Consider the following 14,155-nt stretch of genomic DNA (forward strand, 5'->3'; position numbering starts at 1 on the left):
AAGGCGGTTATCCCGAAGGGGAGCCGCCTTTTTTGCGCACGACGATGAGAAGCTGATACAAGGTCACTTGATCAGTCAACGCTTTTGTTTGAAAGCCAAGTGACGCTCCTACTCTTGCCACCTCATCAAAAAACAATTCGACGTTTTGATCAATCGGAACATTGATCCTCTTCTCGATCACCCGTTCAAACAAATGATCTGGGAAAAGCGCACGCATGGTGTTTGGTGTGAAGAACCTCAGGTGACCTCGGTCTAAAATTCCTACATCTTGATACGTAAAATCACCGGTCATTAACGGGAGAAGCACCTCCGCATGCATCATATTTGGCAGACAGCAAATGATCACGCCGCCTGGCTTTAAAGATGCGTGCGCTTGTTCAATCATGTGCCAAGGATCTGACACATGCTCTAAAACATCCGAAAAAATGACCGCATCAAAAAAAGCCTCTTTCTCTAACCACGGGTACTCATCTGCTTTTGCCTCAATGACTTCTTTGTAATATGCCTTTGCGATAGCTGCTCTTAATGGATCAGCGTCTACGCCGTACATGTCAACAGTCTGCCGATTCATTAGTTCAAGCCCTGTTGCCCCTGCGCCGCATCCCACATCCAGTACACAGGCAGCATCTTCAGGCAGCAGAGCCGCAAAGTATGGATGAGGGGTCATCAGATTGAGGTCAATGCCCCATTTATCTAAAAACCGCAGCCTGTTCTCTGCAAACAATGTAGAGATGTTCGTTTCTTGATTCGCTCGAAAGGTTGCATGACCGTGATGATGCACAAATGAATCGTGAACGATTTGAAGCTGATATCCCTTCAGTAAGGATCTCAAACAAAGGTCGTCATCCTCAAATGATCCATACACGAACCGCTCATCAAATAAACCCACCTTTTCAATGAGCTCTTTTTTCACAAGCAGACAAAACCCCACAAGCCGATGTACATAAGTTCTCTGACCTTTTTTCACAGCCGTATAATTCTTCGCAAAGGCTGGCAGTTCCTTCACATCTGTATACGCTGGCTCGACCATTTGAGGACCGCTCACATAGTTGGAGACTGGTCCTACCATCCCAATGCGTTCTGATGCAAATAACGCCTCTCTTAATGGAGAAAGCCAATTTTCCGTGACGATCGTGTCGTTATTTAAAAAAAGAATGCTATCTCCTGCCGCTATTTTTGCTCCTTGATTACAGCCTTTTGCAAAGCCTCGATTTTCTTCATTTTCTATGAAAATCACATCGTTCAGCTCTCTCACATATTCCTTTGTCCCGTCGGTTGACGCATTATCAACGATGATGAGTTCATATTGGTCACTTCGGGTGTGCTGCTTGATGCTGTCGATACATTTTTTCGTTAAATGCAGTTCATTGTATGTCAGGATGACAATGCTCGTTTTCCCTTTCATCTCATTTCCACCTTTCGCCCGCCTGTTCCATATGTATGTCGTATGCAGCACGTTCAGAAGATGAGAGATTGTCCTTTCTTGATTAAACGTTTGTTTAACAAAGAAAAACCAGCTGCATACGGGCAGCTGGTCATTGTTCACACCGTTTTTCCTTCGTCACCTGCGACGGCACGGTTTCTCTTTTTTAAATCTTCTTCAATTTCTTCAAGACTTTTCCCTTTCGTTTCAGTCACCATATATTTCACAAACAAGAAGGCGCCTACGCCGATGACCGCGTAAATAAGGAAAAGATTACTGATACCCATCGCGCTTAGTAAAGTTGGGAATGTAAGCGAGATGATTAAATTTCCTGTATGAAGGAGGAAGGTAGAGACACCTGTACCAATTCCTCGGACATGTACCGGAAACAGCTCAGGAAGCATGACCCAAACGACAGGACCCCAGCTGACAGCAAAGATGACGATAAAGAGCCCTAAACAAATAATAGTCGTCCATCCTGCAGCTGTTGACCCCTCGAAAAATCGATTGACCACTGACAGGACAATTAAGCTTAAGACCATGCCAGCATTCCCAAATAAGAGCAGCGCTTTGCGCCCTACACGGTCAATGATTTTAATCGCCACAAACGTCATGACGACATTCACTGCCCCAATTCCAACGGTTCCTAAAATGGCCGCTGAATTACCAAAGCCAACGCTTGTGAATGTTTTTGGTGCATAGTAAATAATCGTATTGGTACCGATAAACTGCTGCAAAAAGGCAAGACCGACCCCAGCGATTAATGCTGGGCGTACCCATGGCTCAAATAATTCCTTAAAACCGCCTTTTTCTTCACTTTCCGCCTGCTGAATATCAGAAATTTCTTCTTCCACTTCTTGCTTACTCTTTCTCAGTTTAGATAATATCTCTTTTGCACGGTCTGCCTGTCCATGGACAAACAGCCAGCGGGGGCTTTCCGGCATAAATAGAATCCCACATAATAAAAGCACAGAAGGAACAACCGCAATTCCAAGCATGAGGCGCCATGCTTCTGCATCTGCTAAAGCGTAATTCACAATATAGGCGAGTAGAATACCAAATGTGATCATGAGTTGGTTTAATGAGGACAGTGCTCCTCGCGATTCCTTTGGAGCAAGTTCAGATAGATATAATGGAACAATCGTTGTCGAGCACCCGACAGCAAGCCCTAGCACAATTCGGAATAAGACCATCACTTCCGTATTCGGGGCAAGAGCTGTACCAAATCCGCCGATAATAAACAAAATCGCTGCGGCGATGATGGCTTTTTTCCGCCCAAATTGATCTGTCAGCTTTCCAGATAAAGAGGAACCGAGCATCGCTCCGATTAGAATCGAGCTGACAACAAGTCCCTCTGTAAATGCGTTTAACCCTAAATCCTCTTTCATAAATAAGATGGCGCCAGAAATGACACCTGTATCATAGCCATATAAGGCGCCGCCAAGTGCGCCGAAGAAATAAAGCCAGCCATTCCGATTTTTCATGTTCATAACCCCTCTTTTGTTCTGTATGTACTGGATGTTTCTCTATGGAAAATCATTTTCCTCACTTTCTGTCACTTCAAACATTTCGATGTTTTATGACAAATATATTTCATTTGCGTATCATTGAAACTTTTTACGATAAGAAAACGTCAATTAAGCGTTAGTGAAAAAAATGTCGCACTATATCCCGTTTTAAGGTATATTTGTTTTAGTTTGTAAGCAAAAAGAAGGACATCTTTACTATAAAAATCATAGCGAGGGTTTAAAATATATGGATCAATCAAGAAGCAAACGCAAAGGAAAAAAGCGTTTAAAACCATGGGTGAAAGTCACTCTATTTATAGTCGGTATTCTTTTACTGACAACCGCTTCTGTCACAGGCTATGCCTACTATAAAGTGACAAGCGCTGCAAAAAAAGCACAAGTATCTTTAGATCGCGGCGCACAATCTGTCAAACGGATTGAAGCTTTTGATCCTGGGAAAGACAGCTTTTCTGTCTTGCTGCTTGGCATTGACAGCAGACCGGGTGAAACAGTGAAACAAGCACGAAGCGATGCGATGGTCTTAGCAACCGTCAATCGTACAAATAAAACCGTGAAATTATTAAGCATTCCAAGGGACTCATACGTGAATATTCCAGGGCATGGCTATGACAAAATTACACATGCACACGCATTTGGCGGTGCAGATTTAACCTTAAGTACAGTCGAAGATTTACTAGATATTCCGGTTGATTTTGTGATCCAAAGTAATTTCAAAGCATTTAAAGAGATCGTCAATGAACTAAACGGGGTCTCTATTAACGTCAAGGATGAATATGTGGTTAAACAGGTTCTAAAAGATACAAAGGGCAAGGTACAGCTTCAAACAGGTACTCATACGCTAGACGGTGATCAAGCACTCGCATATGTGAGAACAAGAAAAGCAGATAGTGATTTAATGCGCGGACAGCGTCAAATGGAAGTATTAAAAGCCATTTTTGATAAATCAAAATCGTTAACATCTATTCCGTCATATGACAATATCATTGATACACTTGGTGATAATGTCGCGACCAACCTTTCAATGAAAGAGCTAGTCGGGCTTTTCCCGCTTCTGACGTCATTGAAATCGGTAGATACCATCCAGCTGAAAGGCTCTGATTACCAGCCAAACGGAGTTTATTATTACCAATTAGATCAAAACCAGCTAAACGAAGTGAAGACTGAATTGAAAAAGCAGCTTGAATTATCATAAACAGAAAGCGTCCCTAGGGGGCGCTTTTTCTTATTGACAATGATGCAGATTTTCCCCCTTTGGCTTATTTCCTTGATCATTCGTTCATTTTTGTTTAGCCTTGTAGAGAGGATCAAGCATCGTATTGCTCATGAGAATGAAGGAAATCGTACATACTTTGAAGAGGCGAATGCATGCATGAAGGAGGATTTGACAGCGATGAAAAAAATGATTGCGATTGATTTAGACGGTACACTTTTAAATACAAAAAGTGAAATATCTGCTCAAAACCGGGAAGCATTGATTCGTGCGAAGGAAGCGGGATATATTGTCACCATCTGTACAGGGCGGGCGACTTTTGATGTGAAGGAACTGCTTGGCGATTTGGACATTCCTATTATTGCAGCAAACGGCGGAACCGTTCATACAGAAGGCTACAAACTTTTCAGCCGCATCACACTCGACCAAGAAGCAGGAAAACAAGCGGCTAGGGCATTAGTAGAACGAAACATTTATTTTGAGGTCTACACGGACGATGCGCTCCTCTCTCCTTTTGATGGAAAAGAGAAGCTGAAAGCAGAATTTGATGTGATCAAAAGTGCGAATCCAAATGAGGATATAGCTGATTTATGGGAAGGGGCAATGACTCAATTCAAACAATTTGGCATCAAACCAGTGGATGATATCCGCCAGATTTTTGAGTCGAATGAAGCAACCTATAAATTACTCTGCTTCTCATTTGATATGAACAAACTACAGGAAGCACGAAATCTCCTCGCGGAAATGCCTGAGCTTTCATTGACCTCTTCTGGAAAACATATCATTGAGGTACTTCCAAAAGAGTCTGGGAAAGGACATGCTCTCAAAAAACTCGCAGCTCATTATGGCGTAGACCGCTCACATATTTATGCGATCGGTGACAGCCCCAACGATCTATCCATGTTTGAGGAAGCAGGCCACCGCATTGCTATGGGGAATGCAGTCGATGTCATTAAAGAAAAGAGCACTTATATGACAAAAGGCAATCATGAAGACGGTGTTGCTTACTTTATTGATTTGCTTTTACAAAATCAATTCCACGAAAAAAAGACGCTTGTCTGATCAGCGCCTAGAGAGAAGTCTAAAAGTCCGATACGAGCATTAATCGGGCTTTTTCTTTATTTTTTAATTCGAACTGCCGTCTCATACTTATCCTTCCAGTACGTACTTGTTTTCATATTCGTAAGCACGACACCATTTGAGACGGTCACATGAATGACTTGATTTGACCCTGCATAAATCGCCGGCATCAATGACGTTCCACTAAAGAAAACGAGATCTCCCGGCTTCAGCTCCGACCGCTTCACAGGGGTACCTGCCTTGACTTGACCTGACGCATAGCGAGGCAGCTCCATACCAAGCACTTCACGATACACATACTGTGTGAACCCTGCTGTGTCAAAGCCTTGCTTTGGATTCATCCCACCTTTAACATAAGGAACTTCACCAATATACGTAGCGGCTTTTGAGACAATCGGGTCTTCTTTTGCTAACTTCAGCTCCGTTAATCGTTTCGCACCTGTCCATTTTTCGCGCCAATACGACTCAGACAAATAAGAAATCGTCACACTTTCCGAACGGCTCGCATGAATAAAACGGTCGCCCCCAATATACATCCCTACATGAGAAATACCTGGCTTATATGTGTTGCTAAAAAAGACAAAATCCCCAGGACGTATATCATCTAATGCCACTTTTTCTCCAACCATCCACTGCTGTTCAGCACTTCGAGGCAAATAAATCCCTATTGATTTTTCAAATATATATTGTAAAAAGCCTGAACAATCAAAGCCAATCTTAGGGTCTGCTGCACCAAATACATAAGGAATACCTAAATATTTCATCGCATCTTGCACAAGACGATCATCCGAGATTTCCGGTGTGCCGGGCAGTCGTTTGACTGCATAAAATCGGTTCGTCCAGTACTTGCTTTTGCTGACGTCTGTTTTCACTACACCTTGACTAAGCGTGATGTGGATGACCTGATCGTTACCAGCGTACAACGCTACATGTGTCGGGATATCCTTTGTTTCTTCAAGGCTGCGAAAATATACAAGGTCACCAGGCTGGGCTTTATCCCATGATACCTTTTTTCCAATCTGATACTGGTCAATCACCTTCCGCGGCAAATCAAATGCGCCTGATGTCTTGTACACATATTGCGTAAACCCTGATGCGTCAAAGCCCGTTTTTGGATCGGTTCCTCCTTTATGATAAGGTGTTCCAATCAACTTTTCCGCTTGCTGCAAAGAAGACACTGTTTGAGCAGATACTTCTGATTGAGCCATGAACATCAGCCCTGCGAGCGCGCATCCACCAATCAATATTTCTTTCCATTTCATGATCTTTCCCCTCCTTTCTTCTATAGTTTCGGCATGACACCTAACATTTTACACCTTTTTTCGACAAAAAAGAGCACGCAATGCGTGCCCTCTATGCTCGTTAGAGTTATTTACTTGCTTCCGTTTTTGACTGTTTTTGTTGTTCAATTTTCTGCATTTCAACCGAGATCTTTTGTTTTTCATGATCTGTGAGGCTGTCACTAAATTTAAAAGCAGACATAAAGACAAAGACTAAAATTAACGCAACAAACGGCCAGCTTGCTTTTAGAATTTTCATTTCTTCTCTTTCCCTCCGTTTTCTTTTAAGTGTTTAACTTTATCAGCGTGATCTACTTCAAAGAAAATGTGTCCGTCTTTTTCTTTCCAATCCGCATTCGTACCATTTGTCAGCATACGGATAATGGATTTTGATTCAAATGATCCTGCTTTAACCGGAGCAGGTGTTGCTTCTTTGATGTACATTGGGACAACTTCAAATGTCGCTTTTCCATCTTCATTCAGATGATACTGAACAAGTGCAGAATCACGTGTTCTTGACCAGCCTTGGTCAAAAATAAAGTTTCCTAAGCTATAGAAGATCGCCGTGCCGTTATAGACTTCCATTGGCTCAAGAACGTGCGGATGAGCACCGATAATGACATCAGCACCAGCCTTTGACATCGCTCTTGCCAATTCTCTTTGTCTATCGTTTACCTCATTGTTGTACTCCTGTCCCCAGTGAGCATGAACAACGACGATATCTGCCTTTTCAGCAGCCTGCGAAATCATCGGAATAAAGATAGATGGATCGGCTGGCAAGATACCTGCCTGGCGATTCGTTGCTTTAAAATCTTTCCCATACACATCAGTAAAACCAAGTGTAGCGATTTTGACACCATTTACTTCTTTATACGAAATGTTCTGCTTCGCATCCTGAAGGTTACGGCCTGCGCCTGTATAATCCATGCCAGCTTGATCAAAGGCATCAATCGTTTTGTTTAGCCCTTTTTCACCATAGTCAGCCGCATGGTTATTCGCAAAGTTTAATACAGAGAAATTCAAATCTTTCAACGCTTTGACAGAATCCTCATCTGTTTTTAAATGAATATTCTTTTGCGCCGCTTGTTCTTGATCTGATGCGACTGGATGCTCAAAGTTACCAGTCACATAATCTGACACATCAAAGTATGGTTTGGCATAGCGGAAGAGATGCTGTTTTCCATAACGGTCTGTTACTTTCTCTACGTTTCTTCCAAACATAATGTCACCGACAAACGAAGCGGTCAGGATGTTTTCTGGGTTCTTTTGTACAGTTGGCACTTTTGCTTGCCCGATAAACGTAAATAGAAATGTACAAGCAATGACGATCGGTAAAGCAATCAGCACGTGTTTATTCGTTTTTTTCTTTTGGCTCTTTGTGATTTTCAGCAGCTTTTCCTGAAAGCTCAATTTTTTATTCATCATTGGACACACCTTATCTTAAAATAGATAGTAAACATACATGATGGCAAATGTTGCACCACTTAGAAGTAACGTGCTTCCAAGGGTAATTGTAAGACCTTGCTTTTGAATCGTATTTGCAATCAATCCAGGAACGATAATACCAATTCCGCGGAATTCTGCTATTTCAAATGGAACCACTGGATAGAAGAAATCAAAGACCAGCTTTAAGGCAATCCCTGTAATCAGCATCGCAGCAAACTTTCTGCGTCCGTATAAAATCATAAATTTCGAAAGACCAAAGCGAACGATGACATACGTAAGCAAACTGACAGATAAGACAACTAAAATGAAAACTGGCTGGTTAAATACAAGCGCTAGATAACCTGGTACAACAAGTCCAGCTGGTACGATTCCTGTTTTTTCTGCAAAGATTAAACTAAGTAGAACACCTAAAATTAACGAGATATAAAGATCTGATCCGAACATTTTCTATATTTCCTCCTAGCTGACAAGCTGCTTAATTTTGTATTCTTGAATTTTTTCGATTAACGGTTCAGCGGCACCATGAATATTGCCGACTCCATAAACCACTCGATTATGAAGCTTTTTCTCAAGCATGTTCATAATTTCTTCTGTAGATTGATATTCAAGGTTGTGTAAGTGGTCAGCCGGAATTTTTCCATCCTCATATGCTTTTACAATTGGATCTGTTGTTTCACCAATTAAGACGAGATCACTTGCTTCAATATAAGGAAGTACATCCTCCGCAAACTGGATCGTTCGATCTACACGATCCGCACGGCAGTTCATGATAATAATCGGTTCATCTGTTGGATATCCAATTTCTTTCACACGCTTCCAAATGTTCAATGTAGATGATGCGTCATTTGCCGCAAAACCATTTACAAAGTGTCCAGGCGTTTTCGCATCCATTAATGGAAGAATTCTCATCGCTCCTGGATCAGGCGGCGCATTTAACATTCCTCGGAATGCCGTATCTTCATCAATTCCCAATGCCTGTGCAACACCAAGTGCAAGTGAGGCATTATCTGGGAAGACCATGTACTCAAATTTCCGTAAATACTCATCAGAAATCTTGGAATTATCTGCAACAATGACTTCTGTATTGCGTTTTTTCGCAATCTCTTTAAAGAAATCCGTATATTCACTATCCGTAATAACCAAGTGTCCATTGTAAGGAATTGTCGCTGTAAAGGCTTCTGCTATTTCATCAAGTGTCGGCCCCATGACGTCCATATGATCTTCAAGAACGTTTACGATCACGCCAATATTCGCTTGAAGCAGCTCTTCTTGAAAGATTATTTGGTAATCTGGATTTACCGCCATACATTCACTGACGATGGCATTTGCTCCTCTTTCAACGGTTTCTCTCATAACTTCCTTCTGCTCACCGATATTCGGTCCTTGCGGTTTCCTTTTAATCGGTTTCTCCTCTGGCGTATCCCAATAAATCATTCTTGCATCTGTTCCCGTTGTTTTGCCGACAGTTTTATAACCTGCCTCCATTAAGATACCGGTTGTCAATCTTGTAACGGTAGACTTTCCGCGAATACCATTAATATTGACGCGCACCGGTAGGGCATCGATATTTTTCTGGTGACGCTTCTTTTCAATAAAGCCAATCCCTAACATGATGACACAGGCTATAACGATTAACCACATCGCTTATCTACATCTCCTTTTTTTATGAGTGTGATATGTAAATTCAATCATCAGTATATAGGTTCAGCATAAAATCACAATCGGTATTATGTAACATAATCTTTCACTTCCTCGTATGCCAAATTCCTCTAATCAGAAGGTGTATTGACCTAGCTCCTCTTTAAATGAAAAGGCCTAAAGGCGGACAAAAATCAGCCTGAATTTCGCCTTCAATCAAGAGTAAGCGTTACCATCAAGCATCGAAAAATCTTTTGTCCTTTTCTCCCTAAATTTTTTGACAATTATTAAGATGTATTTTGAATCAATGTTTTAAAGCCTTTCAAACTCTATAACATCAGTCATATCAGCGCTTTAAATGAATAGTGCGTGTTTTGGAATGTTTTCGATTTTTGAAGGAACAGGTTAGAAAGTCATCCTCATCGCTCAGAATGCTACGTGTTGACCTATGACAAAGGTCATCTCTAAAAAAATCAAGTCATATGCTTATTTTCAGGTCACAAAAAATTGGGATAAGATGTAAACTATTGATCATTTCGAAATGCCTTCTCATTACGATATTCGCTCCTTATGACCTAAACAATGAAACATTATTCATTTGTTTTTATCAAGATTCATCATTTCTTAACATTTTTAATATGATTTTAGTTGAAAGTTGTCATCTTATGTCATGCTTTCAACTAAGGTGACGAATAAAATAAGCCTGTCCGCTCACACTATGGTTAAAAAACTGTGAGAGGAGGCTAAAGATGCCAAACGCCAATGAGCAAACACGCTTGCATTTTTTATCAGGTAGCTTCGAGGAAAAAATCCGGATTCTGAAAAAGACATTTCAGCAAAGCGGGGATTTTGAATACCGAGAGTTAATGGTGAATGAAACGAAATCTGTCTTGTTTTTTGTTAAAACAAGGGTAGATGAAGGTAAATTAAATAATTTCATTATCGGGAACTTGTTAGGCCCTCCTGGAAAGCAGGATTATACAAAGTCTCTTAGCACACTCGAAACTGGTGACTTGACGCTGATTACAGACAGTATCATTGCAGGAAGCATTGCCTTTCTTGAAGAAAATGCCTCACAGATCAAATTATTTACCGTTGGGCAGCCTCCGCTGCGCTCTATTTCTGAGCCTTCTTCAGAAAGCATCATCGCGGGTGCTCATGATGGATTTGTGGAAAGCTTAGATATGAATTTATATTTGCTGCGTTCTCACTTAAATGATCGGAAGCTCGCCATCCAGTACCATAAGGTCGGTACAAAATCAGAAACTAAGCTTGCTACAATTTATATTTCTGATATTGCCAATCCAGAGAAGGTAGATGAAGTGAATAGACGGATATCTTCTATTAAAGTAGACACACTGCTCAGTCCTGGGTCTGTCGTTGAAGCAATTGAGGATGATTCATTTTCTATTTTTCCGCAGCTGATTGATACAGAACGTCCTGACAAAGTCAGATCTGCCATCCTTGAAGGCAGAATTGTTGTATTGATGGATGGCAGTCCGATGGCCATTATTCTTCCTATCACATTCTTTAGTTTTTTCCAGTCGCCAGATGATTATAATAGCCGCTGGATTCCAGCTACATTTATCCGTGTTTTGCGTTATCTCGCCTGTATCATCGCAGTCATACTGCCATCTTTTTATATCGCCGTGATTGGGTTTCATTATGAGGTGGTTCCTGATGAACTCGCTATTACGATGAAGAACTCTATTATTGGGATTCCCTTCCCTCCTTTAATAGAAGCCATGCTGATGGAAATTACCATTGAACTCATACGGGAAGCTGGGGTGCGTCTGCCAAAACCAATTGGACAGACCATTGGGATCGTAGGCGGTTTGGTCATTGGAGATGCGGTAGTAAAAGCTGGGCTCATTTCGAATGTTCTTATCGTTGTCGTTGCCGTGACTGCCGTTGCTTCCTTTGTCCTCCCTTCATTTGAAATGACATCTACCATCAGGATGCTGCGTTTTCCGCTCATGTTCATGGCTTCAATGTTTGGATTTATCGGCATTTCATTTGGCCTTGCCATCGTCCTTATGAATTTATGCCGCCTAGAATCATTAGGTGTACCGTACTTATCACCTGTTACACCTTTTAACTGGCAGGATTTAAAGGACACCGTCATTCGACTACCTATGTGGATGTACAAACAGCGCCCTGTTTATTTAAATCCGCAAAAGAAAAAACAAATTGAACAATTGAGAGGATGGGAAAAGAAAAATGAAAAATAAAATATCTCCATCTCAAGCGGTCTTTTTTCTCATTCAATCTCAAATTGGTGTAGGGATTTTAGGGCTTCCTCATCTGCTGATGAAGGATATGGGGCACGATGGGTGGATGGCCATCATCTTAGCCGGCGTATTTATTCAAATCATCAACACCATATTCATTTACATCATTCAGAAATATCCTGACATATCGTTCTTCCAAGCATTAACCAAAGTCTATGGGAAATGGATAGGACGAATTTTGATCGGGCTGTATACTATATATTTTGCCTCGGTCTGTATTGTGGTTCTGTCGATTTTCACCAGAATACTTGGAATATGGGTACTGCCACTTACGCCAAACTGGGTCATTAATTTATTGCTGATGATCTCTATTATCTATATTGCAAAAGAAAAAATCACAGCGATCGTCAGATTTAACTTTATCTTGACTCCCTTTTTGCTCATGCTGTCTTTACTCATGTTCTATTCATTAAAAGGAACCAATATTGACTACCTCATGCCTTTCTTCCAGACGGACCTGTCTCAGTTTCAGCTTGGATTGAAAGATGTGGTACTCTCAATGAATGGCTTTGAGATGATTCTCATCATCTCTCCTTTCATGAAAGGCACCATCAAAGAACGGTATAAAGTCATGACCATTTCAAATATATGCACGACACTTTTCTACCTATTTATTACATTGATTTGTTTTATGTTCTTCAGCCCGATTGAGCTTGATATTATTCCAAATCCTGTGCTTTATCTATTAAAGACCGTTACATTCGGAATAATTGAACGAACAGATTTAATTTTTCTTAGTTTCTGGGTGTTTGTTATTCTTGCCACACTCAGCAATTACCTTTACTTCTGTGCCAATGGCCTAGCGAGCCTTCTTAAGAAAAAAGAGCATAAAAAATATGTCTATTATTTTGCTATTTTTATTTACGCGGCTTGCTGTTTCCTCGCAAACGATAACTTTAGAATACAGCGCTTTAACGACTTTACGACCATTGCTCAGATCTCAGTAATTTACACACTTCCGATCATTATGGCCATCATCATCTTTATCAAACATCGCAAAGGGAAGGTGAAATCACATGCGTCATAAGTTTTTGCTGACGCTCCTCATGTGTATGTCTCTGATCTTCATGCCTGGCTGCTGGGATCAAAACTTATTAAAAAACATTTCACTTGTGCTAACGTCTGCGGTTGATCAAGGTGAGGACGACAATGCGAAATTCTCCATCACCTATCGTAAAGTCCAGCAGTCTCAAAGCATGGAGCAAGGAAATTCAGGCAGCTATTTAACCACTGTTCTCACAACGGAAGCTCCTACATTAAGAAAAGCAAGAACCAACTTCAGCCGAATTGTCGATCAAAAAATTGATATGTCAAAAATGCGGGTCATGCTCATTGGTGATGAATTTGCTCAAAATCAGATTCTTCCTTACTTAGATATGTTTTATCGAGATCCAAAAAGTCCTTTGCTCGCAAATCTTGCAGTGGTACAAGGGGGAAGCTGTGTGGAATTAATCAATCAGCTCCTCAAGGAGAAGCTCATTGTGAGCGATTATTTAAACAACCTCATCACCACTGCATCTCGGTCCTCCCAAGTAGCACCGAAAAACATTCAAAGCATTCGTTCCAAAATGCTGCAAACTGGAGAGGATTTCACACTGCCGTTACTTCACTATGATCAAGAGAAAAAACTAACGAGTGTAAAAGGCGTCGCCCTATTCAATAATGAGAAAAAGAAAGGTGAGCTGTACGGACAAGATGCCACTCTTCTCACTGTCATGGACGAGAAAATGGGCAATTATGCAAACTTCACTAAAAAAGTAAGAAGTGATATGAAATCAAAGGAGAACAATTACATCACCATTCAAGTGACAGATTCAAATAGAGACATCAACATTGTCAATCCTGACCATCGAAACTTAACCTTTTCTCTTGAGTATGAATTTACGACCTCTGTCCTTGAATACCCGAAAGATAATCTAGACACAGATAAAAAAATTGAAATGCTCAACAAAAGGCTTTCTGAAATTTTTACAAAAGAAGCAGAAAAAGTGTTATCTGTTCTGCAAGAAGCTAACTCTGATGTACTCAGCCTAGGGAGAAAATATCGGGTAAAACACTATGATGAATATATGAAAATGAATTGGGTCACTGATTATCCAAATGTAAAAATCATCCCAAAAGTCAAAGTCAATATTACCCAAACTGGGATTATTAGTTAAGAAAAGGAAGAGTGCACCTTTCTTTTCTTTTTTTATTTTTTTAAGATTGTCATTTAAAAGCTTTCGTGATAATCTATTTGTGTAAACGGTTACACATTC

Annotated in this window: 12 protein-coding genes; 5 read left to right on the forward strand and 7 right to left on the reverse strand. The window is 40.8% G+C overall.

The genetic code is table 11. The annotated features are described in order from the left end of the window. Nucleotides 1-7: 7 nt before the first annotated feature. Together MHI16_RS16650 and MHI16_RS16655 are read right to left on the reverse strand one after the other, a co-directional pair. Nucleotides 8-1,405, reverse strand: coding sequence for a bifunctional glycosyltransferase family 2 protein/class I SAM-dependent methyltransferase (locus MHI16_RS16650; protein ID WP_058013525.1), 1,398 nt, complete (start codon nucleotides 1,403-1,405; stop codon nucleotides 8-10). Between the two features lie 137 nt (nucleotides 1,406-1,542). Then, nucleotides 1,543-2,907, reverse strand: a complete 1,365-nt coding sequence (locus MHI16_RS16655) for a sugar porter family MFS transporter (protein ID WP_144461686.1) — start codon at nucleotides 2,905-2,907, stop codon at nucleotides 1,543-1,545. Between the two features lie 271 nt (nucleotides 2,908-3,178). Here MHI16_RS16655 and MHI16_RS16660 point away from each other — a divergent pair, with 271 nt between their 5' ends. Together MHI16_RS16660 and MHI16_RS16665 are read left to right on the forward strand one after the other, a co-directional pair. Further along, nucleotides 3,179-4,144: an LCP family protein gene (locus MHI16_RS16660; protein ID WP_003212964.1), complete on the forward strand. Its 966-nt coding sequence runs from the start codon at nucleotides 3,179-3,181 to the stop codon at nucleotides 4,142-4,144. Between the two features lie 198 nt (nucleotides 4,145-4,342). Then, nucleotides 4,343-5,224 carry a Cof-type HAD-IIB family hydrolase gene (locus tag MHI16_RS16665; protein WP_180309974.1) on the forward strand — a complete coding sequence of 294 codons (882 nt, stop codon included), beginning with the start codon at nucleotides 4,343-4,345 and terminating at the stop codon, nucleotides 5,222-5,224. A gap of 56 nt (nucleotides 5,225-5,280) precedes the next feature. Here MHI16_RS16665 and MHI16_RS16670 read toward each other — a convergent pair whose 3' ends face one another. The 5 genes from MHI16_RS16670 to pgsB all read right to left on the reverse strand — a co-directional run bounded on the left by MHI16_RS16670 (nucleotide 5,281) and on the right by pgsB (nucleotide 9,609). Further along, nucleotides 5,281-6,504 (reverse strand): NlpC/P60 family protein, encoded by a 1,224-nt coding sequence (locus MHI16_RS16670; RefSeq protein WP_268466859.1) that lies wholly within the window; start codon nucleotides 6,502-6,504, stop codon nucleotides 5,281-5,283. Between the two features lie 106 nt (nucleotides 6,505-6,610). Further along, nucleotides 6,611-6,781 carry a hypothetical protein gene (locus tag MHI16_RS16675; protein ID WP_167550616.1) on the reverse strand — a complete coding sequence of 57 codons (171 nt, stop codon included), beginning with the start codon at nucleotides 6,779-6,781 and terminating at the stop codon, nucleotides 6,611-6,613. Continuing rightward, the gene (locus tag MHI16_RS16680) at nucleotides 6,778-7,944 is read right to left on the reverse strand and encodes a CapA family protein (protein ID WP_061409794.1); all 1,167 of its coding nucleotides are present in this window, start codon (nucleotides 7,942-7,944) and stop codon (nucleotides 6,778-6,780) included. The genes MHI16_RS16675 and MHI16_RS16680 overlap by 4 nt, the downstream gene beginning before the upstream one ends. An 18-nt stretch (nucleotides 7,945-7,962) precedes the next feature. Next, nucleotides 7,963-8,412, reverse strand: a complete 450-nt coding sequence (pgsC, locus tag MHI16_RS16685) for a poly-gamma-glutamate biosynthesis protein PgsC (RefSeq protein ID WP_012011488.1) — start codon at nucleotides 8,410-8,412, stop codon at nucleotides 7,963-7,965. Nucleotides 8,413-8,427: 15 nt separating this feature from the next. After that, nucleotides 8,428-9,609, reverse strand: a complete 1,182-nt coding sequence (gene pgsB / locus MHI16_RS16690) for a poly-gamma-glutamate synthase PgsB (protein WP_012011489.1) — start codon at nucleotides 9,607-9,609, stop codon at nucleotides 8,428-8,430. Nucleotides 9,610-10,355: 746 nt separating this feature from the next. On the opposite strand from pgsB, the gene MHI16_RS16695 reads away from it, so the two are divergent. Genes MHI16_RS16695 through MHI16_RS16705 form a run of 3 tightly spaced genes read left to right on the forward strand, consistent with a single transcriptional unit; the run spans nucleotide 10,356 to nucleotide 14,056 of the window. Next, on the forward strand, nucleotides 10,356-11,837 hold the full coding sequence (locus MHI16_RS16695; protein WP_061409796.1) for a spore germination protein: 1,482 nt from the start codon (nucleotides 10,356-10,358) through the stop codon (nucleotides 11,835-11,837). Continuing rightward, nucleotides 11,827-12,924 carry an endospore germination permease gene (locus MHI16_RS16700; protein WP_058013520.1) on the forward strand — a complete coding sequence of 366 codons (1,098 nt, stop codon included), beginning with the start codon at nucleotides 11,827-11,829 and terminating at the stop codon, nucleotides 12,922-12,924. Before MHI16_RS16695 ends, MHI16_RS16700 begins: the two co-directional genes overlap by 11 nt. Continuing rightward, nucleotides 12,914-14,056 (forward strand): Ger(x)C family spore germination protein, encoded by a 1,143-nt coding sequence (locus MHI16_RS16705; protein WP_058013519.1) that lies wholly within the window; start codon nucleotides 12,914-12,916, stop codon nucleotides 14,054-14,056. The genes MHI16_RS16700 and MHI16_RS16705 overlap by 11 nt, the downstream gene beginning before the upstream one ends. Nucleotides 14,057-14,155: the final 99 nt, after the last annotated feature.

It is taken from the genome of Bacillus sp. FSL K6-0923, assembly GCF_038630825.1.
Classification (GTDB): domain Bacteria; phylum Bacillota; class Bacilli; order Bacillales; family Bacillaceae; genus Bacillus; species Bacillus pumilus.

Excerpts from the sequence above, each read along its gene's own strand:
- MHI16_RS16700 (WP_058013520.1), top strand. The coding sequence starts at position 11,827 with ATGAAAAATAAAATATCTCCATCTCAAGCGGTCTTTTTTCTCATTCAA.
- MHI16_RS16650 (WP_058013525.1), bottom strand. The coding sequence starts at position 1,405 with ATGAAAGGGAAAACGAGCATTGTCATCCTGACATACAATGAACTGCAT.
- MHI16_RS16670 (WP_268466859.1), bottom strand. The coding sequence starts at position 6,504 with ATGAAATGGAAAGAAATATTGATTGGTGGATGCGCGCTCGCAGGGCTG.
- MHI16_RS16680 (WP_061409794.1), bottom strand. The coding sequence starts at position 7,944 with ATGAATAAAAAATTGAGCTTTCAGGAAAAGCTGCTGAAAATCACAAAG.
- MHI16_RS16705 (WP_058013519.1), top strand. The coding sequence starts at position 12,914 with ATGCGTCATAAGTTTTTGCTGACGCTCCTCATGTGTATGTCTCTGATC.
- MHI16_RS16695 (WP_061409796.1), top strand. The coding sequence starts at position 10,356 with ATGCCAAACGCCAATGAGCAAACACGCTTGCATTTTTTATCAGGTAGC.
- MHI16_RS16655 (WP_144461686.1), bottom strand. The coding sequence starts at position 2,907 with ATGAAAAATCGGAATGGCTGGCTTTATTTCTTCGGCGCACTTGGCGGC.
- MHI16_RS16675 (WP_167550616.1), bottom strand. The coding sequence starts at position 6,781 with ATGAAAATTCTAAAAGCAAGCTGGCCGTTTGTTGCGTTAATTTTAGTC.
- MHI16_RS16660 (WP_003212964.1), top strand. The coding sequence starts at position 3,179 with ATGGATCAATCAAGAAGCAAACGCAAAGGAAAAAAGCGTTTAAAACCA.
- pgsB (WP_012011489.1), bottom strand. The coding sequence starts at position 9,609 with ATGTGGTTAATCGTTATAGCCTGTGTCATCATGTTAGGGATTGGCTTT.
- MHI16_RS16665 (WP_180309974.1), top strand. The coding sequence starts at position 4,343 with ATGAAAAAAATGATTGCGATTGATTTAGACGGTACACTTTTAAATACA.
- pgsC (WP_012011488.1), bottom strand. The coding sequence starts at position 8,412 with ATGTTCGGATCAGATCTTTATATCTCGTTAATTTTAGGTGTTCTACTT.